This window comes from Paenibacillus sp. plas6 (genome assembly GCF_057221655.1).
Map to the genome: position 1 here is coordinate 3,396,023 of NZ_CM170151.1, position 20,492 is coordinate 3,416,514.

The 20,492-nt window shown below is 40.2% G+C and carries 21 protein-coding genes; 20 read left to right on the forward strand and 1 reads right to left on the reverse strand.

Features of this window, described 5'->3' with window-relative positions; all coding sequences use genetic code 11:
• Positions 1–170 precede the first annotated feature (170 nt).
• The 5 genes from AC2TDL_RS15015 (at position 171) to AC2TDL_RS15035 (ending at position 6,094) form a co-directional block, all read left to right on the forward strand.
• Entirely contained in the window at positions 171–1,070 is a 900-nt protein-coding gene (locus AC2TDL_RS15015; RefSeq protein ID WP_484696883.1) for an ABC transporter permease, read from the forward strand.
• 32 nt (positions 1,071–1,102) lie between these two features.
• A complete protein-coding gene (locus tag AC2TDL_RS15020) occupies positions 1,103–2,038 on the forward strand; it encodes a carbohydrate ABC transporter permease (RefSeq protein WP_484696884.1) in 936 nt (311 codons plus the stop codon).
• A gap of 138 nt (positions 2,039–2,176) precedes the next feature.
• The gene (locus AC2TDL_RS15025) at positions 2,177–3,739 is read left to right on the forward strand and encodes an ABC transporter substrate-binding protein (RefSeq protein WP_484696885.1); all 1,563 of its coding nucleotides are present in this window, start codon (positions 2,177–2,179) and stop codon (positions 3,737–3,739) included.
• 158 nt (positions 3,740–3,897) lie between these two features.
• Positions 3,898–4,317, forward strand: coding sequence for a YugN family protein (locus AC2TDL_RS15030; RefSeq protein WP_484696886.1), 420 nt, complete (start codon positions 3,898–3,900; stop codon positions 4,315–4,317).
• 217 nt (positions 4,318–4,534) lie between these two features.
• Positions 4,535–6,094 carry an ABC transporter substrate-binding protein gene (locus AC2TDL_RS15035; RefSeq protein WP_484696887.1) on the forward strand — a complete coding sequence of 520 codons (1,560 nt, stop codon included), beginning with the start codon at positions 4,535–4,537 and terminating at the stop codon, positions 6,092–6,094.
• Between the two features lie 16 nt (positions 6,095–6,110).
• Here AC2TDL_RS15035 and AC2TDL_RS15040 read toward each other — a convergent pair whose 3' ends face one another.
• The gene (locus AC2TDL_RS15040) at positions 6,111–6,377 is read right to left on the reverse strand and encodes a hypothetical protein (protein WP_484696888.1); all 267 of its coding nucleotides are present in this window, start codon (positions 6,375–6,377) and stop codon (positions 6,111–6,113) included.
• A 50-nt stretch (positions 6,378–6,427) separates the two neighbouring features.
• Here AC2TDL_RS15040 and AC2TDL_RS15045 point away from each other — a divergent pair, with 50 nt between their 5' ends.
• From AC2TDL_RS15045 to AC2TDL_RS15115, 15 genes are all read left to right on the forward strand, one after another.
• Positions 6,428–6,724 (forward strand): LiaF transmembrane domain-containing protein, encoded by a 297-nt coding sequence (locus tag AC2TDL_RS15045; RefSeq protein ID WP_484696889.1) that lies wholly within the window; start codon positions 6,428–6,430, stop codon positions 6,722–6,724.
• 40 nt (positions 6,725–6,764) lie between these two features.
• Entirely contained in the window at positions 6,765–7,445 is a 681-nt protein-coding gene (locus tag AC2TDL_RS15050) for a PspA/IM30 family protein (RefSeq protein WP_484696890.1), read from the forward strand.
• Positions 7,433–7,936 carry a PspC domain-containing protein gene (locus AC2TDL_RS15055; protein ID WP_484696891.1) on the forward strand — a complete coding sequence of 168 codons (504 nt, stop codon included), beginning with the start codon at positions 7,433–7,435 and terminating at the stop codon, positions 7,934–7,936. The genes AC2TDL_RS15050 and AC2TDL_RS15055 overlap by 13 nt, the downstream gene beginning before the upstream one ends.
• Before the next feature lies 1 nt (position 7,937).
• Entirely contained in the window at positions 7,938–8,645 is a 708-nt protein-coding gene (locus AC2TDL_RS15060; protein WP_484696892.1) for a PspA/IM30 family protein, read from the forward strand.
• Positions 8,646–8,747: 102 nt separating this feature from the next.
• Positions 8,748–9,749 carry a sensor histidine kinase gene (locus AC2TDL_RS15065; RefSeq protein ID WP_484696893.1) on the forward strand — a complete coding sequence of 334 codons (1,002 nt, stop codon included), beginning with the start codon at positions 8,748–8,750 and terminating at the stop codon, positions 9,747–9,749.
• A gap of 16 nt (positions 9,750–9,765) precedes the next feature.
• Entirely contained in the window at positions 9,766–10,419 is a 654-nt protein-coding gene (locus AC2TDL_RS15070; RefSeq protein ID WP_484696894.1) for a response regulator, read from the forward strand.
• Positions 10,420–10,698: 279 nt separating this feature from the next.
• Positions 10,699–11,541, forward strand: a complete 843-nt coding sequence (locus AC2TDL_RS15075; RefSeq protein WP_484696895.1) for a YwmB family TATA-box binding protein — start codon at positions 10,699–10,701, stop codon at positions 11,539–11,541.
• Positions 11,542–11,662: 121 nt separating this feature from the next.
• Positions 11,663–13,216, forward strand: coding sequence for a glucose-6-phosphate dehydrogenase (gene zwf / locus AC2TDL_RS15080; protein WP_484696896.1), 1,554 nt, complete (start codon positions 11,663–11,665; stop codon positions 13,214–13,216).
• A 294-nt stretch (positions 13,217–13,510) separates the two neighbouring features.
• Positions 13,511–15,094, forward strand: a complete 1,584-nt coding sequence (locus tag AC2TDL_RS15085; RefSeq protein WP_484696897.1) for a peptide chain release factor 3 — start codon at positions 13,511–13,513, stop codon at positions 15,092–15,094.
• A 138-nt stretch (positions 15,095–15,232) separates the two neighbouring features.
• Positions 15,233–15,475 (forward strand): Spo0E family sporulation regulatory protein-aspartic acid phosphatase, encoded by a 243-nt coding sequence (locus AC2TDL_RS15090; RefSeq protein WP_484696898.1) that lies wholly within the window; start codon positions 15,233–15,235, stop codon positions 15,473–15,475.
• Positions 15,476–15,599: 124 nt separating this feature from the next.
• Positions 15,600–16,265, forward strand: coding sequence for a uracil-DNA glycosylase (locus AC2TDL_RS15095; RefSeq protein WP_484696899.1), 666 nt, complete (start codon positions 15,600–15,602; stop codon positions 16,263–16,265).
• Positions 16,266–16,369: 104 nt separating this feature from the next.
• Positions 16,370–17,377, forward strand: a complete 1,008-nt coding sequence (locus tag AC2TDL_RS15100; RefSeq protein ID WP_484696900.1) for a LacI family DNA-binding transcriptional regulator — start codon at positions 16,370–16,372, stop codon at positions 17,375–17,377.
• Positions 17,378–17,400: 23 nt separating this feature from the next.
• Positions 17,401–18,564: a Gfo/Idh/MocA family protein gene (locus AC2TDL_RS15105; protein WP_484696901.1), complete on the forward strand. Its 1,164-nt coding sequence runs from the start codon at positions 17,401–17,403 to the stop codon at positions 18,562–18,564.
• Positions 18,565–18,607: 43 nt separating this feature from the next.
• Entirely contained in the window at positions 18,608–19,333 is a 726-nt protein-coding gene (locus AC2TDL_RS15110) for a ThuA domain-containing protein (RefSeq protein ID WP_484696902.1), read from the forward strand.
• Between the two features lie 28 nt (positions 19,334–19,361).
• Entirely contained in the window at positions 19,362–20,465 is a 1,104-nt protein-coding gene (locus AC2TDL_RS15115) for a Gfo/Idh/MocA family protein (RefSeq protein WP_484696903.1), read from the forward strand.
• Positions 20,466–20,492 lie beyond the last annotated feature (27 nt).

Below are 20,492 nucleotides of genomic sequence, written 5' to 3' on the forward strand. Positions count from 1 at the left end.
ACGATAGCGTTAATTAGGTCACGACACCGACAATGTTCGGTGTCTTTTTTTTATACAATTTGATTACAGTAACAAGCTCGAAGATGACAGAAAGGGTGGAGCGTATGCAGATTGATTTGGCTTCGAAAAGTTTAAAGCAGACGAAGAGGAAGCGAGCGTCATTTCGGTTAATGTTTAGGAGATATTGGATGTTTTACATTATGATGCTGCCAGCATTAGTTATCCTAATCATTAATAACTACATTCCCATGTTCGGAATTATCATCGCCTTTAAGAAAATTAACTATACCGATGGTATTCTTGGCAGTCCGTGGAGCGGGTTTGAAAACTTCAAATATTTATTTTTGACATCGGATTCATGGATTATTATTCGCAACACATTGCTTTATAACAGCGCATTTATCATCCTCAACTTAATTTTCCCTTTAACCTTTGCAATTTTACTCAATGAAATTAAAAATCGTTTCTTAGCAAAACTGCATCAAACGATAATGTTTTTACCTTATTTTCTTTCAATGATAGTCATTAGTTATTTGGTTTTCGGATTCCTAAGTGATGCAAATGGGTACTTTAACAAATCTTTATTGCCGGCGCTTGGGCTTGAACCGTTAAATTGGTATTTCACGAAGGAAGTTTGGCCGTATATTTTATCTACAGTAAACACATGGAAAAATATGGGTTATTACACGGTTATTTATATGGCAGCCATTATTGGAATAGACGATGAATATTACGAAGCAGCAACGATTGATGGTGCAAGCAAATTTAAACAGATTTTCACAATTACGATTCCTTTGCTTGCGCCCATTATTACGATAATGACCTTACTGCAAATCGGTCGAATTTTTAATGCTGACTTTGGTTTGTTCTTCCAAGTACCACGTGAGTCTGGCGTATTGTTCCCAGTAACGAACGTCATTGATACTTACGTCTATCGTACCTTTATCACGGTTGGAGATATCGGCTTATCATCGGCTGCAGGTTTAATTCAATCCGTAGTTGGCTTTGTTCTAGTCTTCCTGTCCAACTGGGTTGTTCGAAGAATTAATAGCGATAACGCCCTGTTCTAACTACATTATTTACTCGTTTAGGAGGTGACGTTATGAGCGCTAAAACAGAAAAGGCAGTGCATATTGCTAATCCGAAAAATCGGCTGCCTATACTGGCAACGTTCGGTGTTCATACGATGTTTATCATTTACTCGTTACTTTGTGTTATTCCAATTATTTTGGTCATTATGGTCTCATTTACAAGTGAAAGTGCGATTATTCGCGAGGGCTATCGTTTTTGGCCAAGCGAGTTTAGCTTGGATGCCTATGAGTTTCTGTTTAAAGATGCTACAGCGATTTTTAGAGCCTATGGAGTTTCCATTGCTGTTACGGTTATTGGAACAATTACAAGTATGATTATTATCGCGCTTTATGCCTACCCAATATCCCGAAAAGACTTTCCGCACGCTAAGTTTTTTACCTTTTTCGTATTTTTTACGATGTTGTTCAATGGCGGATTAGTACCTTGGTATCTCGTTTATGTGCAGCTATTAGAATTGAAGGACACAATGCTGGCATTGATTTTACCGCTTTTAGTTGCTGCATTTTTCGTGCTAATTACGCGAACCTTCTTTCAAACGACGATTCCACAAGCAATTTTAGAATCTGCCAATATTGATGGCGCGGGCGAGATGCGAATTTTCTTTCAAATCGTCTTGCCGCTGTCACTTCCAGTAATGGCGACAGTGGCTTTATTCCAAACTTTAACATATTGGAATGACTGGTTCCTTAGTCTTGTGTTTATTACAAAAGAGCAAAATATTTCACTTCAATATTTGATGTACAAAACGATGATGAACATTCAGTATTTGGCTAACAATAGCACGGCTGCTGCAGCAATCCGTGCTGCGGGCGGGGAATTCAAGTTCCCAAGTGAAAGCGTGCGCATGGCAATGGTTATTGTCGGAATTGGTCCAATTGTGTTTGCTTATCCATTTTTCCAAAAGTACTTTGTCAAAGGCTTAACTGTTGGTGCAGTAAAGGGTTAAGGCTTGCTTATTACAGGTTGATCATCAGAGGTAAAGAGCTAATGGGCTGACTGTGAAATAAGGCAGATTTCAAGTTTAAGGCTATATCCAGCTTAGCTGGTTAGCATAAATTTAATGATTTGGGAGGTCAATGACAAGATGGAAATCAAAAAGCGTGCGCAATTATTAGCATCACTTATGCTTGTCACAGCATTAGCTTTAAGTGCATGTGGTAACAACAATAATGGAGCGGGCAATGAATCTACTCCAAAGCCTACTAGTGAAGGAAGCAGCCCAAATAACAATCAAAATGATTCTGGGAACGAGAGTGAAAGCAACGAACTAGCACCGTACAAATTATCTATCGTTTATCCAGGTCCGCCACAGAAAGATGAAGCATTAGTAGAAGAAGCAATTAATAAAATTTTAACTGAAAAAATTAATGCGACTATTGATTTGATGCCAATCGATTGGGGGAGCTGGGATGAAAAAGTGAATTTGATGATTGCTTCCGGTGAACCTGTTGATATTATTTTCACTGCTCAATGGAATGGTCATGCTCAAAATGTTGGTAAAGGCGCATTTCTGCCGCTTAATGATCTCATTGAGAAACATGGACAAGGAATTTTAGAAACACAAGATCCAGCATTCCTAGAGGGTGCAAAAATTGATGGTGTAAACTATGGCGTACCTACTACGAAAGAGCTTGCTGCAGCAGGTGGTATTGTCTACCGTAAAGATGTAGCGGAAGAGCTTGGAATTGATATGAGTCAAGTTAAATCGATCGCTGATCTTGATGCAGTATATGCGGTTGTCAAAGAGAAACGTCCCGATTTGGTGCCGCTATATATGTCAAAATCAGACAATACATTTAACGAACACTTCTTTGGTAACTATGATTATTTAGGTGATGCGACAATACCTGGGGCAATTTTTAAGGATGGCACTGATACAACAGTTGTAGCTGTTGAAACTACTGAGCGTTACTTGGAAACTTCCCGCTTAACTCATGAATTTTACAAAAAAGGCTATATCAATGCAGATGCAGCTACTAGCCAAGTATCATCGGCAGATGCATGGAAAGCAGGTATTGTTTTCTCGTCAGTTGAATCGCTAAAACCTGGTAAAGATGAAGAGGTCGCTGCGGCTGCTGGCTTGAGCGGTAAGCTTGGACAAATCCAATTAACAAATAAAACAATTGCTACTTCTGAAACTGCCGGTTCAATGCTAGGTATTCATTCCAAATCAAAAGATCCTGAACGTGCAATGATGTTTATTAACTTGCTTCATACAGATAAAGAAATTAATAACTTAATCAACTTCGGAATAAAAGACGTTCACTACAAATTAAACGGTGAAATTATGTCTCGTACTGATCGTACTGGCGATTACAACCCTGGTCATGGCTGGATGTTTGGTAATCAGTTCTTGAACTACTTATGGGACACAGAAGATCCTCAAAAATGGGAGAAATTCAAAGAGTTTAATACAGGTGCTATTAAATCTCCAGCACTTGGCTTCGTATTTGACAGTGAGCCAGTTAAAAATGAAGTTGGTGCACTTGTAAACGTAATGAAGCAATACCAAGACGCTATTGATCACGGTGTTGTTAATGTTGATGATGTAATCGATGAATATCTAAATGCACTGAAAGCTGCTGGTCTAGATAAAGTTATTGCAGAAAAACAAAGACAATTTGATGATTTTCTTGCTAAGCAATAAACTAAAATAATACTGCGCCTATAAAATATATAAAAGAATGTTCAGATTTTCAGCACTAAGCTGAGATTTTATCTGAACATTCTTTTTTTATCATTATTAATTTATGGAAATTGTACATACTGAAAATATATGAAAAAACAATTGAAGGAGGATGAAATATGCTATCTATTCCATCTACTTTTATTGAAGGAAAGAAAGCGTACTTTGGTGAAATACGTCAAGATTTTGAGGCACGCGGCTTTGTGTTAAATGGTAACTGGGAATATCATAAAGCTTTTTTTGACCATATTTTATTTCAGCATGAAGGAGAGACAGTCTATCTTCGGCTGCCTGTTTATACGATTCATGGCAAACTAGATCGTGATGATGCGTTTCTAGAGTTTGGTGAACCAGTACTAATGAAGCATCTCGTCCATACTGGAATTGACCGCGATGACAGTAACTTTAGCGTGCTGAACGCAATGGGATTAGCTCAGTTCCAGAAGCCGATTGATCCTGATGATTATATCGAAGACGCCGACAAATGGCGTCATATCGGCAGATCCGCAGTAGAATCTTTAGCACCGCTATTTCATTAATAGCTACCAGCGCAGGAAAGTATCCTCTGAACCTAATGAACACTTAAAAAATACTGGCAACCATTTAAGTTACGAAGTTTCTTCTTTAAAGTGTCGGAACGAGGATACTTTCCTTAGCGTTGAGCATTAATATTTGCAAGAATTATCGTTCTAAGCCTCTCATAGCTTGAAAATCATTTCCAATCAGATAAAATAATGGTATAGGTTGATGCGTGAGGTGAAGCTAGTGAGATTGCGTAAATCGTTTAAAGCAATAGCCATAGGAATAGGAATCACAGCACTCCTCAATGTGATAGGCTGTTCAAAGGCCAATCATACAGACTATAATTCCAAGAATATTGAAAGCGTTTTAAACGAACTGTCACTTACACAAGAGGAACCATATACATTAAAGCTCGTTTATATCGGTACACCTCAGCTAGATGAAGCGCTTGTTGAGGAAGAGGCTAGTAAATATTTACTTGAGAAGCTAAATGCTCGACTTGATTTAATGGTGCTAGATTGGGGATCATGGGATAATCGGCTAAACATCCTCATTGCATCTCGCGAAGAAGTTGATGTTATTTTTACTTCTCAGTGGAGCAAGTATTCGTTTAACGTATCTCAAGGTGCTTTCCTGCCATTAAATGATTTATTGGCACAGTATGGACAGGATATACTTGCAACGCTGGATCCGCTTATATTAGAAAGTGCTCAAATTGATGGCATTAATTACGGGATACCGACGAATAAAGAATTTGCTTCACAAGGAGGAATTGTTTATCGGAAGGATATAGCGGAACAGCTTGGACTTGATATGAACTCGGTCAGTTCAATTGCCGATTTGGATGCTGTCTATAGCGTGATTAAAAAGAAGATGCCATCGATTACGCCGCTGTTTGTGAAGGATGGAGAAAATTTTAATTCGCATTACCTAAATAATTTTGATGCACTTGGTGATACCTCAATTCCAGGCTACATATTAAAAGATGATACTTCGACAATCGTTAAGCCAATGTATGAAATCGAACGCTACATCGATCATTTATATTTTGCAAGAGATTTTTATCTTAAAGGATACATTAATCAGGATGCAGCTACTACACAAATGATGGTCAATGATGCGCTCGCATCGAATGAATATTTTTCGATTGTTTCACCGTTAAAGCCGGGGAAAGCAGAAGAATTAGGTGTGCAAACAGGGCTTACAGGCAAGTTAGGTCAAATTGCGTTAAATACAAAATCCCTCGCTACCTCAGAAACTACTGGCTCAATGCTGGCTATTTCCTCTACTTCACGTCATCCAGAGCTTGCAATGCAACTAATAAATTTGCTTCACTCTGACCGTTATTTAAACAATCTATTGAATTTTGGCATTGAAGGCATTCATTATGAGAAGATAACTGATAATATGATTACACAAACTGATGCCACTTCTCGTTATAGTCCCGGCGCACAATGGATGCTTGGCAATCAGTTTTTAAACTATTTATGGGATACTGAGGATCCAAATAAATGGGATCAATTTAGGGAATTTAACGAGGGCGCTGTTGTTTCACCTGGGCTAGGCTTTGTATTTGATGGTGATGAGGTGAAGAATGAGATTGCAGCCGTAGTTAACGTAGATAAGCAATATTTAATAGCGCTCGAGTCAGGATCTGTTGATCCTGATGATGTGTTGCCAGAATATATTAATAAGCTAAAAATTGCCGGAATCGATAAAATAATTGCCGCAAAGCAAAAGCAATTTAATCAATATTTAGCGAAGAAGGAAAGTGATATTTCAATGAGTAATTAAACATGTTTCGTAAAAGCTATTTTAATATTTTCAAATTAGCATACAATGCTCCAGTTAATTTATCGGGCTCGACCGCGTACGTTGAACTGCAGGTTGGGCTCTTTTTGTCGATGGAATGCTCTTGTTCCTTACTAATAAATGCTAGTTTTCTAGCAGACTTAGAGCTTCTCGGACTTAGTACTGATAAACTACCTCGACCATGGTCTAGGTCAAAAACCGTCGATAGTCCGTTTTGGTTATTGTTATTTCCATCTATACTAAGTACATAAGCAATAGCAAACAACAAACAACATGCATGACCAATTTAATTCTTACAAAATGAGGTGATAAAATTTGAGCAATAAAACCTTAATTGGTATTGCAAGTATTTTAGTCGGAGGACTGCTTGCTTTAAGAATTTTGCACATCAATATCGGAAATATATTTGTTTTCTTTCTTCCGTTCCTGCTAATAGGATGTGGTATTCTTGGCTGGTTAAATGGACGGAAAGTAATCGGTACAATTTTTATAGGTATTGGTGGTTTAATACTTTTTGCAAAGCTTAGCGGTATACTGGCAATCATCTTGCCGTTCGTTCTAATCGCAGCGGGTGTTTATATGTTAAGCAGAAAATCTCGTTATCATTACTAGAATGTGAAATGCGAGCAGTTTTTTGAAGGAGGTTAAAGCAATGGGAATTTTAAGACGCATTCGCGATATTTCTGTAGCGACTTTGAATGATCGTCTAGAACAGGCTGAAGATCCAGTCAAGCTTATTGACCAGTTTCTTTGGGCAACGAGAGATGACATTATTCAAGCAGAGCGTCTGCAACAACAATATATCGCACATACTAATCAGTTAAAAGCGCAATGGCTGCAAGCAGAGCAACAAATTGAGCAAAAAGAAAAGCAAGCCATGATAGCTCTAAAAGCAGGAGAAGAAGGAATTGCACGTTCATTACTTAATGAAAAAGCATTAATCCAAGAAACTGCAAACAATTATCGCAGCTTATATCAACAAAGCAATGACGCTTTAATTGAGCTAGAAGCTCAACTAAGAGAGCTTCGTTCGGAGTATCAAATTGTATATGATAAGCGTGCTTATTATGTAGCACGAATGGAAACGATTCGTCTGCAACGTCGCTTGAATGAGCGAATGAGCTTTAATAGCTCACAGCAACCAGGGGAAATGATGAGAAGAATGGAATCCCGCATTCAAGATATGGAGCTTGAAACTCAAGCTTTGCGTCAAGTTCGTCAGACCAATAGCAACTATGGACAGAGCTTGCACAGCAATATCCGTTCAGCAGAAGTTGATCTCGAGCTGCAACAATTAAAAGAGAAGCTTAACAAGGAAGGATGGTCTCTGTGAAGAAGCTATATCGCTCAAGAGAAAATAAAATATTCACAGGGCTATGTGGTGGAATTGGCGAACTGCTAAACGTTGATGCAACATTGTTACGTATCTTATTTGTTGTATTAACTGTTTTCTCAAGCGGAACATTGATTGTAGTTTATATCATTGTAAGTATGGTAGTTCCGAAAAAACCAGACTATTTTCCGCCATTTGGTGGACCTGGACCTGGTCCTTTAGGAGGCAATCCATACGGGTATCATGATCCGCATCAACCACATTCCAACTACAATGGTCATTGGAATGCAGGGGGACCTTACCAAAATCCTGGTCCGCAATATGGTAATCCGAATACACAATATTATAATCCTGGTCCACAAATGAATGGGAATTTTCAGGATCCACAAGTTACTGACAAAATGATGGATGATTTGGAGAAAAAAGCACTAAAACGTGAAATTGAAGAACTTAAAGCTAAAATTGAGAAGTTAGAGAAGGGAGAAAAATAACATGAGTATTTTCAAAAGATTAAGAGATATGACAAAGGCATCTTTAAATGATTGGTTGGATAAATTAGAGGATCCAGTAGTAATGTTAAATCAATATTTGCGTGATATGGAAGCAGAAATTCATACTGCTGAGGTTACAGTTGCTAAGCAAATTGCTAACGAGCGCAGCTTGAAAGCACGCCTAGATGACAGCATCCGCAATGCACAGGATCGTGAGTCAAAAGCTGAAGCGGCGCTTCGCAACAATCATGAGGAGCTTGCTCGCAAATTGCTTGAAGAAAAATTGTACTTTGAGCAAAAAACTGCTGAATATACAGAGCTTCATGCTAATGCAGTTGCTCATGCTGAGGAGCTAAAAATGCAATTGCACACAATGAAGGATGAGTTTTATCAACTTCGTAACAAGCGTAATGAGCTTGCCGCTCGTGCACAAATTGCAAAAGCACAAAAGCAAATGTCTGCAGTTTCAACTAAACGCGGTATTGAAAGCGGCACTGCAGCAAGAGGCTTCCAACGTATGGAAGAAAAAATTATGCAGCTAGAAGCTGAGGCTGATGTGCTTCGTACACCTTATAGCAGCTATTCTGTAACAGGCACTGCAGCAACAGCACCACTATCTGCAGCAGACCTTGAACGTCAAATGAAAGTTGATGAGCAGTTAGCGCAACTAAAAAGCAAGCTTAATGGAACTGGAACTGAATCTGAGTAAGGTTTAAGCGTAAACTATATATAGGTATAGGGGAAAGCGGACCGATATCGGTCTGCTCTTTCCTGTGTATAAAGCAGATGTGGGTTAAGGAGTGCTGACGCTGTGGAAGATAATGAAAATATGAGAAATGAGCAGAAGCAAATTCAAAGACGTAAGCTATTAGAAACAACTTTATGGTTGTTAATTATCGGAAGTTTTTCAATCATTATTTTACAGGCAGTTGGCATTTTAGATATTTTTCGCTTTCGCGGGGTTTGGGGGGTTGTAAGCCTAGCTGTAGTGGGGATAGGACTTGCAATTTCTGCACTATATCAGTATTATATGAACTCCAGATTAAAGGCGAAGCTTCAAAAGCTTACGCAACAAAAACGCAAATACTCACCGATTACGATTGCAAATGGGGAACCGGAACAGGATAGCGGAGAGATAGTAGATGAAGAAGAACGGCTTTGGCGTGAGCAGGTTCGCTTTAATGCTGTTATCGAGGAGAGACAGAGGCTTGCAAGAGAACTGCATGACGCGGTAAGTCAGCAGCTATTTGCAATCTCGATGACTGCAACGGCAGTTAGCCGAACGATTGCTATCGATGTAGAGAAAGCACGTCGACAAGTGCAGCTTATTGAGGAGATGGCTTCAGTTGCACAATCGGAAATGCGCGCGCTATTGCTGCATTTACGTCCTGCTCATCTTGATGGAAAAAGCTTGGGGCAAGCTTTGATTGCTTTAGTGAACGAATTAGAGCAAAAAATTACGATGAAAATCCAAGTGGATGTGGATCATACGATAATTATGCGTCAAGAAAATGAGGATCATTTATTTCGTATTGCTCAAGAAGCTTTGTCCAATGCATTACGCCATGCGAAGGCAGAGCATATGCTCATAAAATTTTATAAGCTTGAGCAAAATGTTCATCTTGTTATTCAGGATGATGGAGTTGGATTTGATGTTAATACACGCAAGCAAGGCTCATATGGCTTACTTACGATGGAGGAAAGAGTTATCGAATTAGGAGGGCAGTTCCGTATTATTTCTGAGGAAAATGAGGGAACAGCAATTTATGTTACGATTCCTTATGAGCCTCCATTAGTAGGAAGCAAGGTGTAAGGAGAGGAGCTCAATTATGGATAGACCGATAACCGTATTATTAGTAGATGATCATGAGATGGTTCGAATTGGCTTAGCAGCAGTACTTGATACAGAAGAAGACATAGAAGTTGTAGGTGAAGCAAGTAACGGTCTTGATGGAGTTCGTTTTGCTACTAACTATAAGCCAGATGTTGTACTGATGGATCTTGTAATGGAACCGATGGATGGAGTGGAGACGACAAGAAAAATCTTGGAAGTTCACCCTGATTGTAAAATTATTGTACTTACTAGTTTTATCGATGATAGTAAGCTTTATCCTGTCATTGAGGCTGGAGCGTTTAGCTACTTACTTAAAACTTCGCGAGCAACGGAAATTGCGAATGCAATTCGTGCAGCAGTGCGTGGACAATCTGTTATTGAACCGCAAGTGGCAGCAAAAATGATGAGCCGCTTACGCCAGCCGAAAAATGAACCTACCGTAAAACTACACGAGCAATTAACAGAGCGTGAGATGGATGTACTTAAACGTTTAGCAAAAGGTATGTCGAATCAAGAAATTGCAGATGAATTATTTATCGGAATAAAAACGGTAAAATTCCATATTACGAACATATTTAACAAATTAGAAGTCGATGATCGGACACAGGCAGCCATTTATGCACATAAGCATGGCATTGCAGAAGAATAAATATACCGTTTATTAAGCAGCGTTAGTGAAAAATTGCGTGGAAAATGCAATGTCACTAACGCTTTTTTCTGTTGAATTGAGGTGAAGAGAAGTGAAGTGACGCTACCAACCTGCCTGTTTTCGTTATGAAATGTCGCAATTGTGGGGGCAATGTCTAATTGAAAAAGAATAGCGGAATTTGCTTTTGAAATGTCGTACGAAACTGCCCATTTGTCAGGAGGATGTTACGCTCCCATCTAGTATATGTATATTGAAAATCTCGGATTAGGGGGCATTGCAATGATCTATATGATGAAACCTAACTACGATAAGCATAATAATAAAAAGAAAACGAGAAGAGGGAGCAAGAAGGGAACAATGAGGCTGCTATTAAGCTTTCTTCTTGTTGGGGCTTTAATGCTAACAGCGTGGATTCAGGAAAAGTCAAGTGCTGGCCGTAACGATGAGCCGGTACTGCAAGATCTAGCGTTGCTTACTGACTGGGGAGATAAACTGCTGCAGGACGAAGGGCGTCAGTGGTCTTTTCGTTGGGATGTATTGTTGCAGCGAGACACTATGGAGCAACTTGCAGAGCAATTTTTTAGAACAAAAAAGGGAAAACTATTAGCAAAAAATATCCGCAGCAATGGTCAAGTAATTGACGGTAAACTGGAGCTTCCTTCCAGCTATATGCGGTTGGTTCGTACAGAACAGGACAAGCTTGCAGAGAAGCTTACCATTACCCTGCAACTAGATAGCGCTGAGCTAGATAGCATTTCAGAGCTAACTCAATTGGTTGCTAATATTCAGCAAACATTACATGAAAAAGATCATAATGTGCAAATGAGTATGAAAGTGTACGGAAAAGCTAATGATAGCAATGCTATGCAAACTTTAAAACAATATGCGGTAGCACAAATGGTTGAGGAATATAAAGATCGAGGAACAATCAGCACTACAATGTTTTCTTCACGCATTAAACAATATCGCTGGCTAAACAATGAGAAAATGGCGAATTTGCAAGCAGTTTTACATGAAAGCTCGACGACTGGAGACTATGAGCTGACGATTGGAATACCGCTCATTAGCGGTGAATTTGGAGGCGTTATAAGCGATCAATCGCAATTTGAGATGAATAATTAAAAGTATTTAACTCATTTATTAGTAATTTTTATGGAAAGTTCATGGCGATTTTGTATCGAATGTGCTAAACTACATTAGATGTAATAAAGTATAAAATTTATAGAAGGAAAGAATGAGATACATGACCTACACAAGAATGATTGACAATGCCGCTCCTGAGGGCGCAATTTATTATTTGTTTGGCGCGACTGGTGACTTGGCACGCCGTAAATTGTTTCCAGCTTTATTCAGTTTGTACAAGGAAGGCAAGCTATCCGATAACTTTGCAGTTGTAGGATTGGCACGTCGTGCTCGTACAAATGAGCAATTCCGCTCTGATTTATACGATTCAATTAATGAATTCTGTCGCTACAAAATCGAAGATTTAACGATGTGGAACAATTTTGCAAAGCATTTTGTTTACATGTCTTTAGATATTAACGATGTGGAAGGCTTTAAACAATTAAACAAACTATCTAATGAGCTTGAAGAGCAATTTAATATTCCTGGCAACCGTCTATTTTACTTGGCACTTGCTCCATCTCTATTTGGTCCAGTTTCTTTTAATATGCGTGATGGCGGTCTTTTACAAAATAAAGGATGGCATCGTCTTGTTATCGAGAAACCGTTCGGCTATGATTTGAAGTCTGCTGAGCAGCTTAATGAGCAGCTAAGTCAAGTGTTTAAAGAAGAGGAAATTTACCGCATTGACCACTATCTTGGTAAAGAAATGGTTCAAAATATTCAAGTGCTTCGTTTCTCAAATGCATTCTTTGAGCCGCTTTGGAATAATAAACATATTGCCAATGTGCAAATTACACTATCTGAAACAGTTGGTGTTGAAGAGCGCGGCGGTTATTACGATAAATCTGGTGCATTACGCGATATGGGACAAAACCATATGTTGCAAATGTTAGCTATGATCGCGATGGAACCACCAAGCCGTTTGCTAGGAGAAGATATTCGCGATGAAAAAGTGAAAGTTATGCGTTCATTACGTAGCTTTGCAACAAGTGATGATGTGCGCGCTAACGTCATTCGTGGTCAATATTCTGCTGGAAGCTTTGGAGACAAGCCGCTTCCTGGTTACCGTGAGGAAGATTCCGTAGATCCAGCGTCAACAACTGAAACTTACTTTGCAGCTAAAGTGTTCGTTGATAATTTCCGTTGGGCAGGCGTACCATTCTATATTCGCACAGGTAAACGTCTTCCAGTTAAAACAACTGAAGTTGTTATCGAGTTTAAACCAGTTGCTGAAAATATTTTGTTTGGCAGTCGTCATGATTTGGCACCAAACTTGCTAGTTATTCGTGTCAATCCAATGGAAGGCATCTATATTAAGCTCAATGCAAAAAAACCTGGTTCTGACAGTGATGTGCAAACTGTGAACATGGAATTCTGTCAAAGCTGCCAAATCGGCATTAATACACCTGAAGCGTATGAGCGTCTAATTCATGATGCTGCACGCGGTGATTCTACTTACTTTACACGCTGGGATGAAGTTAAGCATGCTTGGTCATTTGTTGACCGAATTGCTGAAGCTTGGCGTGAAACTTCTGAGGATTTGAAATTCTATCCTGCAGGTACATGGGGTCCTAAAGAAGTGGATGAAATGTTAGCGCAAGACGGCTTCCATTGGTGGCCTGTAAATGGGCAGGAAGAGGATAATGTAATCTGGATTACAAACTCTCGCTAAGATAGAGGATGTTTAAAAACTCGACTTTGATGACGATGTATTTTCTATGTAGATCATCGACGGCGAATATGGAGCTCTACCGAAAACTGCGGTGCTCACGTAGGTTCTATCTACGCTGCGCTCCTCGTTTTCTAAGTATCGCTCCATCTTCTTGGTCCTGAAAGCCGAGTTTTAAACTTGAATCAATACTCGAATAAATAAAGGAAGTTTAACACTCGACTTTGATGACAATGCTTATGTATTGTTGCAAAGTCGAGTTGTGGCATAAATCGTAATTGTGGAAGGGAAACATTTATGAGCCTAAGTGAAGAAATAAAACAAGAGGTTGATAAGCGACGTACGTTTGCAATTATTGCCCATCCCGATGCTGGTAAGACGACATTAACAGAGAAGCTCCTCCTATTCGGGGGAGCCATTCGTCTTGCTGGTTCAGTAAAGGCGCGCAAGGCTAATCGCCATGCAACCTCAGACTGGATGGAAATTGAAAAGCAACGTGGAATTTCAGTTACTTCCTCTGTTATGCAGTTTGATTATAAAGGTTATCGTGTAAATATTTTGGATACACCGGGTCACCAAGACTTCTCAGAGGATACGTATCGTACGTTAACTGCAGCAGATAGCGCTGTCATGTTGATTGACGTAGCTAAAGGGGTCGAGGCGCAAACGATTAAGCTGTTCCAAGTTTGTCGTCAGCGTGGTATTCCGATTTTCACCTTTATTAACAAACTTGACCGTGAAGGTAAAAATCCATTTGACCTTATGGAAGAAATAGAGCAAGTATTAGGCATTCGCTCTGTACCAATGAACTGGCCGATCGGTTCGGGGCGCGAACTTTGCGGTGTGTATGATCGCATGAAAAACCAAGTGGAGCTATTCCAAGGGAAAGACGATCATTCCAACATTGAAGTGCGAAAAGTTGAAGATTATAACGACCCAATTATTCGTGAAATGGCTGGCGATTACTTAACTGACCAGTTAATTGGAGATTTGGAGTTATTGGATGTAGCGGGGGACCCATTCGATTATGAAAAGGTTCGAGCTGGAGAATTAACACCAATTTTCTTCGGTAGTGCAGTTAATAATTTTGGTGTGCAAACTTTTCTTGAAAACTTCCTACAAATGGCTCCTAAGCCTGAAGCAAAAGTTAGTGAGCAAGGACCAGTTGATCCAACAAGCGAACTATTTAGCGGGTATATCTTTAAAATACAAGCTAATATGAATCCTGCTCACCGAGATCGTATCGCATTTTTGCGCATTTGCTCAGGACGTTTTGAGCGCGGCATGGCAGTAAAACATGTGCGCAATGGCAAAACGATTAAACTAGCACAGCCTCAACAATTTCTTGCGCAGGATCGTGATATTGTTGATGTTGCTTACCCGGGTGACATCATCGGTCTGTTTGACCCAGGTATATTCCGTATTGGAGATTCTTTGTCGCAGGGCAAAGATATTGTTTACAATGAGCTTCCAACCTTCTCACCTGAGATTTTTGCTAAGGTGACCATTAAAAATGCACTTAAACAAAAGCAATTCCAAAAAGGGATTGATCAGCTTACGGAAGAAGGTACGATTCAAGTATTTTATTCCAACAGCTTTAATGACATTATTCTTGGTGTTGTCGGACAACTGCAATTTGAAGTGTTCCAATATCGTATGCAAGCTGAGTATGGAGTAGATGTTCAACTGCATCGTATGAGCTATCAATTTGCTCGCTGGATTGTCGACGATAATAAAGTTGACCCAAGTAAGTTCCGCATTAATTCGATGCTTGTAAAAGATAAAAAAGACAACTATGTTGCCTTGTTTGAAAATGAATATGCAATGCGAACTGCAATCGAAAAAAATCCAACAACGAAGTTTTTAGAAGTCGCTCCGTAAGGAGCGATTTTTTATTTTATTAATGAAAAGTACAATCAAATATGCTAAAATGAAAAAAAAAGGAAAAATTCGCTAATGTGAAGCACACATAGCCATTGGGCTGCGTGTGCTTTTTATTTTGTAGTGAGGAGGGAGCATATGTCAAAGATAGTGAAACATATTGAATGCTGCAGACAAGAACTAAATGCATTATATGTGAACGAAGGTAATATTAGCGCTGTTGTTCTTAAAAAGTCACAGGAGCTTGATCGATTAATTAATGACTATTACGCAAAAATGAATAACGGTAATCAGGAAACTCCATCTTCAACTAAAAATGTGAATGGTGAATACAAATTGAAAGAAGAACATCGTTTGACTAACCTGCTATTTAACTACTAAACTATTAATAGATCGTTTCATAGTAAATACGAACTGTAAATATAGCTAGAGAGATAGCTGCAGTGATGAAATAGATTTCAAGCAAATAGAGCTGCAGCAAGAGGTGTTGAGAGGAGAAAGTACATTGGCGATTTTGCACAATGATTGGGCTAACTATTTAAATGCGGAATTTGAGAAAGATTACTATAAAAAGCTTCGCCAAAAGTTGATTGAAGAATATCAAACCGCAGTCGTATATCCTGATATGCATAATATTTTTAACGCATTGCATATGACCCCTTATGCTGATACAAAGGTGCTTATTCTCGGTCAAGATCCGTATCATGGACCTGGACAAGCGCATGGCTTAAGTTTTTCTGTTCGTGAAGGTGTACCATTCCCACCTTCTTTGCGAAACATGTTTACTGAATTGACAAATGATTTAGGTGTTCCTATGCCCAAGCATGGCTGTCTAGAAAAGTGGGCGAAGCAAGGGGTATTATTGCTTAATAGCGTACTTACAGTAAGACAGGGGGAGCCTAACTCCCATCGTACACTAGGCTGGCAAATCTTCACTGACCGTGTAATTGAAGTGCTGAATGAGCGTGAACAGCCGCTTGTATTTATTTTATGGGGAAGGCATGCGCAAGAAAAGCTGCCGATGATTGATCAAACACGGCATTTAGTATTGCAGGCTCCGCACCCAAGTCCGCTATCAGCGAGTAGAGGTTTTTTTGGCAGTCGTCCTTATTCGAAAACTAACCAGTTTTTGCGAGAAAACGGCTTATCAGAAATTGATTGGGCGCTATAATGCGCCCAAATAATAATTGACAAGAAAGCGATTACGTGAAATAATGTACGCGTGTACATAATAAATATATACTAGCAACGTATTATAGATTCGGAGGTGAATGAATGAGCAGAAAAGATGTTGCAAAGCTAGCTGGGGTTTCAGAGGCAACCGTATCGCGTGTAATGAACAACATCGGTCCGATTAAGAAAGAAACTCGTGAAAAGGTGCTAAAAGCCGCCGAACAGCTAGGCTATGAACTAAATGCGCTAGCGCAACAGCTTGCTCGTCAAAAAAGTGGAAATCTTGGCGTCGTATTGCCCCATGTTCCAAAGGTTCATTTATTCTCTACTTATTACTTCTCAGAAATACTTAGCGGGATCGCGGAGGTAGCACGCAAGTTTAGTGTGGATTTACTCTTAGTATTTCAAGATCCTGACCAGCAAAAAGATTACTCAAAATTATTTCGCTCAAAAAAAATAGATGCCTGCGTTATTTTAGGATCAACGGATAGTGAAGATGAAAGAAAGGCATTACAGGAGCTAACCGATCATAAGTTTCCTTTTGTGCTAGTCAATCAACGTTATAACGATAAACCGTTTCGCTATGTTGATGGAGATCATTTATATGGCAGTTATTTAGCAGTTAATCATCTGCTGGAGCAAGGCTGTACAAAAGTAGCAATGTTGAACGGGCCTAAACAGTATTCAAATAGTATTGACCGCTATAACGGCTATCAAAAAGCGTTGCTTGAGCAGCAAATATCCCCGAAAAATAACTGGATATTTGAAGGGAACTACAGCCGTCGCAGCGGCAGTAACGTTGCAAAGCAGCTTGCAGAGCTTATTCAGCAAGGTGAGGTAGATAGCGTATTTGCGGCTAATGATCGTATGGCGATTGGCTTGATGGAAGGATTGGCAGAGCTGCAGCTTGAAGCTGGCAAGCATTATCGGATTATCGGCTATGACGATTCAGATGCTGCGAGAATTGTTACCCCTAAGTTATCGTCTGTCAAGGTTTCATTTTACGAAATGGGAGTTAAAGCAGCTTGCATGCTGCTGGATAGTGCTTACCAAAATGAGTTAAACAGTATTGTTCCAGTATCACTCGTTGTTCGACAATCTTCAATTTAGTAATTAAGAAAGGTGGATTTTCAATGAGTCAGATTCGTATTGGGATGGTTGGTTATAAATTTATGGGTAAGGCGCACAGCAATGCTTATCGAGTTTTGCCGATGTTTTTTCCAAACAGCGCTGTTCCGCAAATGAAGGTAATCTGTGGTCGCAATGCGGAGGAGCTTGAACGTGCTCGCAAGCAATTTGGTTGGGAAGAAGCGGTAACTGATTGGCGTCAGTTATTAAACCGAGACGATATTGATCTGATAGATATTAATGCACCGAGTAATGTACATAAAGAGATTGCAATTGCAGCGGCACAGGCTGGTAAACATATTTTTTGCGAGAAGCCGCTAGCGTTAACGCTTGCTGACTCCCGTGAAATGTTAGCAGCAGCAGAGCAAGCAGGAGTCAAGCATATGGTTGGCTTTAACTATCGCTTTGCTCCTGCTGTTATACTAGCGAAGAAGTTAATTGATGAAGGAAGAATCGGGCAAATTTATCATTTCCGCGGTCAGTTCTTGCAGGATTGGATACTTGATCCTAAATTTCCGCTAGTCTGGAGATTGCAGAAAGAAATCGCAGGATCTGGATCATGGGGTGATCTTGGTGCGCATGTTATTGATTTAGCGCGTTACCTTGTTGGTGAATTTGCTGAAGTTATTGGCATGAGTGAAACCTTTATTAAAGAACGTCCGATCGCTGCCAATATGACGGGGTTAAGTGCAACAGCGGGCGAAGGTTCTACGCAAATGGGGCAGGTTACGGTAGATGATGCAACGTTAATGATGGCTAGATTTGAAAATGGTGCGCTAGGCAGCATTGAAGCAACAAGATATGCAGGCGGTCATCGTTGCTCAAATCGCTTTGAAATTAACGGCAGTAAGGGAAGTATTGTCTTTGATTTTGAGCGAATGAACGAGCTGCAAGTGTATTTTACTGATGACGAAAGTGATGTGCAAGGATTCCGCAGAGTGCTTGCTACAGATCCTGCTCATGCTTATATGGATGCATGGTGGCCGGCAGGTCATACGATTGGCTATGAACATACGTTTACACATGAGGTAGTTGAACTGTTAGATGCAATTGCTAACAATCGCCAACCTATTCCTAACTTTGTAGATGGAGTGAAGTGTCAGGAAGTATTAGAGGCAGTAGAGCGTTCGATCGAGGAGCGGCGCTGGGTTGCGATTAAAGAAATGTAAGCTAACTTAGTTAGAGACTTAAAAAAGCTGGAGGAAGATGAATATGCGCAAAGCATTGATTGTATGGGGCGGCTGGGATGGACATCAGCCTGAGCAAGTTTCTGCAATATTTAAGAGACAGCTAGAAGCTGAAGGGTTTGAGGTAAACGTGCAAAACACACTTGAAGCCTTTCGTGATGTTGAGTATTTGCATAGTTTAGACCTTATCATTCCAGTTTGGACAATGGGTGAAATTGAGCAAGAGCTTGTAAACAATGTATCTAATGCAGTGCAAAGCGGCGTTGGGCTGGCAGGATGTCATGGTGGAATGTGTGATGCTTTCCGCAAAAATGTAGATTGGCAGTTTATGACAGGTGGTCAATGGGTAGCTCATCCTGGCAATGACGGGGTTCGTTATACGGTTGAAATGTGTAATAGCTCGAGTCCATTAGTAGAAGGGATCCCAAACTTTGAAGTAGAATCAGAACAATATTATTTACATGTCGATCCAGCAGTAGAAGTGCTGGCGACTACACGCTTTCCAACGGTGGATGGACCACATCGTTACAATAAAGCGGTAGATATGCCAGTCGCGTGGACGAAGCGCTGGGGACTAGGCAGAGTTTATTATAATTCACTAGGACATCAGGCTAATATTATGGAAATTCCAGAGGTTCAGGAAATGATGCGACGTGGCTTTTTATGGTGTGCAGATGGTAAAGCTGCAGCAGCACAAAGCGGAGAGCAAGTGGCAGCGTATACAGGTATGCAGGATAATCAATTAACCTAGAATATTACGTGATTGGGTGAAAATAGACATGAGTAAACTTAAGGCTGGCATTATTGGCGCGGGTAATATTAGCGGAATTTACTTAGAAAATGGAAGCAAGTTTGACAGCATGGAAGTAATTGCGATAGCCGATCTTGATATAGAGCGTGCACGTGAAAGGGCAGAGGCGCATAATATTAAGGGATTGTCGGTAGATGAGTTACTAGCTGATCCTGATGTGCAAATGGTTATTAATTTAACGATTCCACAAGCCCATGCAAGTGTTAACTTAAAAGCTTTAGAAGCAGGCAAGCATGTATATGTGGAAAAGCCATTTGCTGTAACTCGCGAGGAAGCGCAGCAGGTGATTGCTCTTGCAGAAAAGAAGGGCTTATATGTAGGCAGTGCGCCAGATACATTCCTTGGCGGAGCAATTCAAACTGCTGCAAAGGCGATTGCTGATGGATGGATCGGCACACCAATTAGTGCCAGTGCGTTTATGTTAAGTGGCGGTCATGAAAGCTGGCATCCTAGTCCAGAGTTTTATTATCAAATCGGCGGTGGTCCGATGTTCGATATGGGACCTTATTATTTAACGGCGATGGTTGCTATGCTTGGTCCGATTAAGCGCGTTACTGGTTCGACGAAAATTTCTTATCCAGAGCGGACAATAACAAGCAAACCTAAGTTTGGGCAAAAGGTAAAGGTAGAGGTTCCGACACATGTAACGGGATTATTAGAGTTTCATAATGGAGCGATCGGTACAATTATTACCTCGTTCGATACTCCAGGATACTCTACATTGCCGCGCATTGAAGTGCAAGGAAGCCATGGAACATTAGTTGTACCAGACCCGAATCTTTTTGGGGGCGAGATTAGCATTCATCGTGTAGGAACGAGGGAATGGAGCAAGCTGCCGTTAATTTATGGTCACCAGGATAATAATCGCGGACTAGGTGCTGCAGAAATGGCAGCAGCTATTGTTGAAGGCAGAGAGCATCGTGCGAGTGGAAAGCTAGGTTATCATGTGCTTGAAGCTATGCACGGCATACACGATGCTGCACTCGAAGGAAAGCACTATACAATGAAAAGCTTTGTCGAGCAGCCTGAGCTGCTTCCTCTCGGCAAGCGAGAGTATCAACTATTGAAATAAATAAAATGGGTGTTCAGAAAGTCGGTG

Bases quoted from the DNA above. Each gene is read 5' to 3' on its own strand.
- AC2TDL_RS15085 (WP_484696897.1), top strand. From the start codon at position 13,511: ATGAGCCTAAGTGAAGAAATAAAACAAGAGGTTGATAAGCGACGTACG.
- AC2TDL_RS15015 (WP_484696883.1), top strand. From the start codon at position 171: ATGTTTAGGAGATATTGGATGTTTTACATTATGATGCTGCCAGCATTA.
- AC2TDL_RS15055 (WP_484696891.1), top strand. From the start codon at position 7,433: ATGGTCTCTGTGAAGAAGCTATATCGCTCAAGAGAAAATAAAATATTC.
- AC2TDL_RS15030 (WP_484696886.1), top strand. From the start codon at position 3,898: ATGCTATCTATTCCATCTACTTTTATTGAAGGAAAGAAAGCGTACTTT.
- zwf (WP_484696896.1), top strand. From the start codon at position 11,663: ATGACCTACACAAGAATGATTGACAATGCCGCTCCTGAGGGCGCAATT.
- AC2TDL_RS15110 (WP_484696902.1), top strand. From the start codon at position 18,608: ATGCGCAAAGCATTGATTGTATGGGGCGGCTGGGATGGACATCAGCCT.
- AC2TDL_RS15090 (WP_484696898.1), top strand. From the start codon at position 15,233: ATGTCAAAGATAGTGAAACATATTGAATGCTGCAGACAAGAACTAAAT.
- AC2TDL_RS15025 (WP_484696885.1), top strand. From the start codon at position 2,177: ATGGAAATCAAAAAGCGTGCGCAATTATTAGCATCACTTATGCTTGTC.
- AC2TDL_RS15105 (WP_484696901.1), top strand. From the start codon at position 17,401: ATGAGTCAGATTCGTATTGGGATGGTTGGTTATAAATTTATGGGTAAG.
- AC2TDL_RS15075 (WP_484696895.1), top strand. From the start codon at position 10,699: ATGATCTATATGATGAAACCTAACTACGATAAGCATAATAATAAAAAG.
- AC2TDL_RS15115 (WP_484696903.1), top strand. From the start codon at position 19,362: ATGAGTAAACTTAAGGCTGGCATTATTGGCGCGGGTAATATTAGCGGA.
- AC2TDL_RS15060 (WP_484696892.1), top strand. From the start codon at position 7,938: ATGAGTATTTTCAAAAGATTAAGAGATATGACAAAGGCATCTTTAAAT.
- AC2TDL_RS15070 (WP_484696894.1), top strand. From the start codon at position 9,766: ATGGATAGACCGATAACCGTATTATTAGTAGATGATCATGAGATGGTT.
- AC2TDL_RS15050 (WP_484696890.1), top strand. From the start codon at position 6,765: ATGGGAATTTTAAGACGCATTCGCGATATTTCTGTAGCGACTTTGAAT.
- AC2TDL_RS15100 (WP_484696900.1), top strand. From the start codon at position 16,370: ATGAGCAGAAAAGATGTTGCAAAGCTAGCTGGGGTTTCAGAGGCAACC.
- AC2TDL_RS15020 (WP_484696884.1), top strand. From the start codon at position 1,103: ATGAGCGCTAAAACAGAAAAGGCAGTGCATATTGCTAATCCGAAAAAT.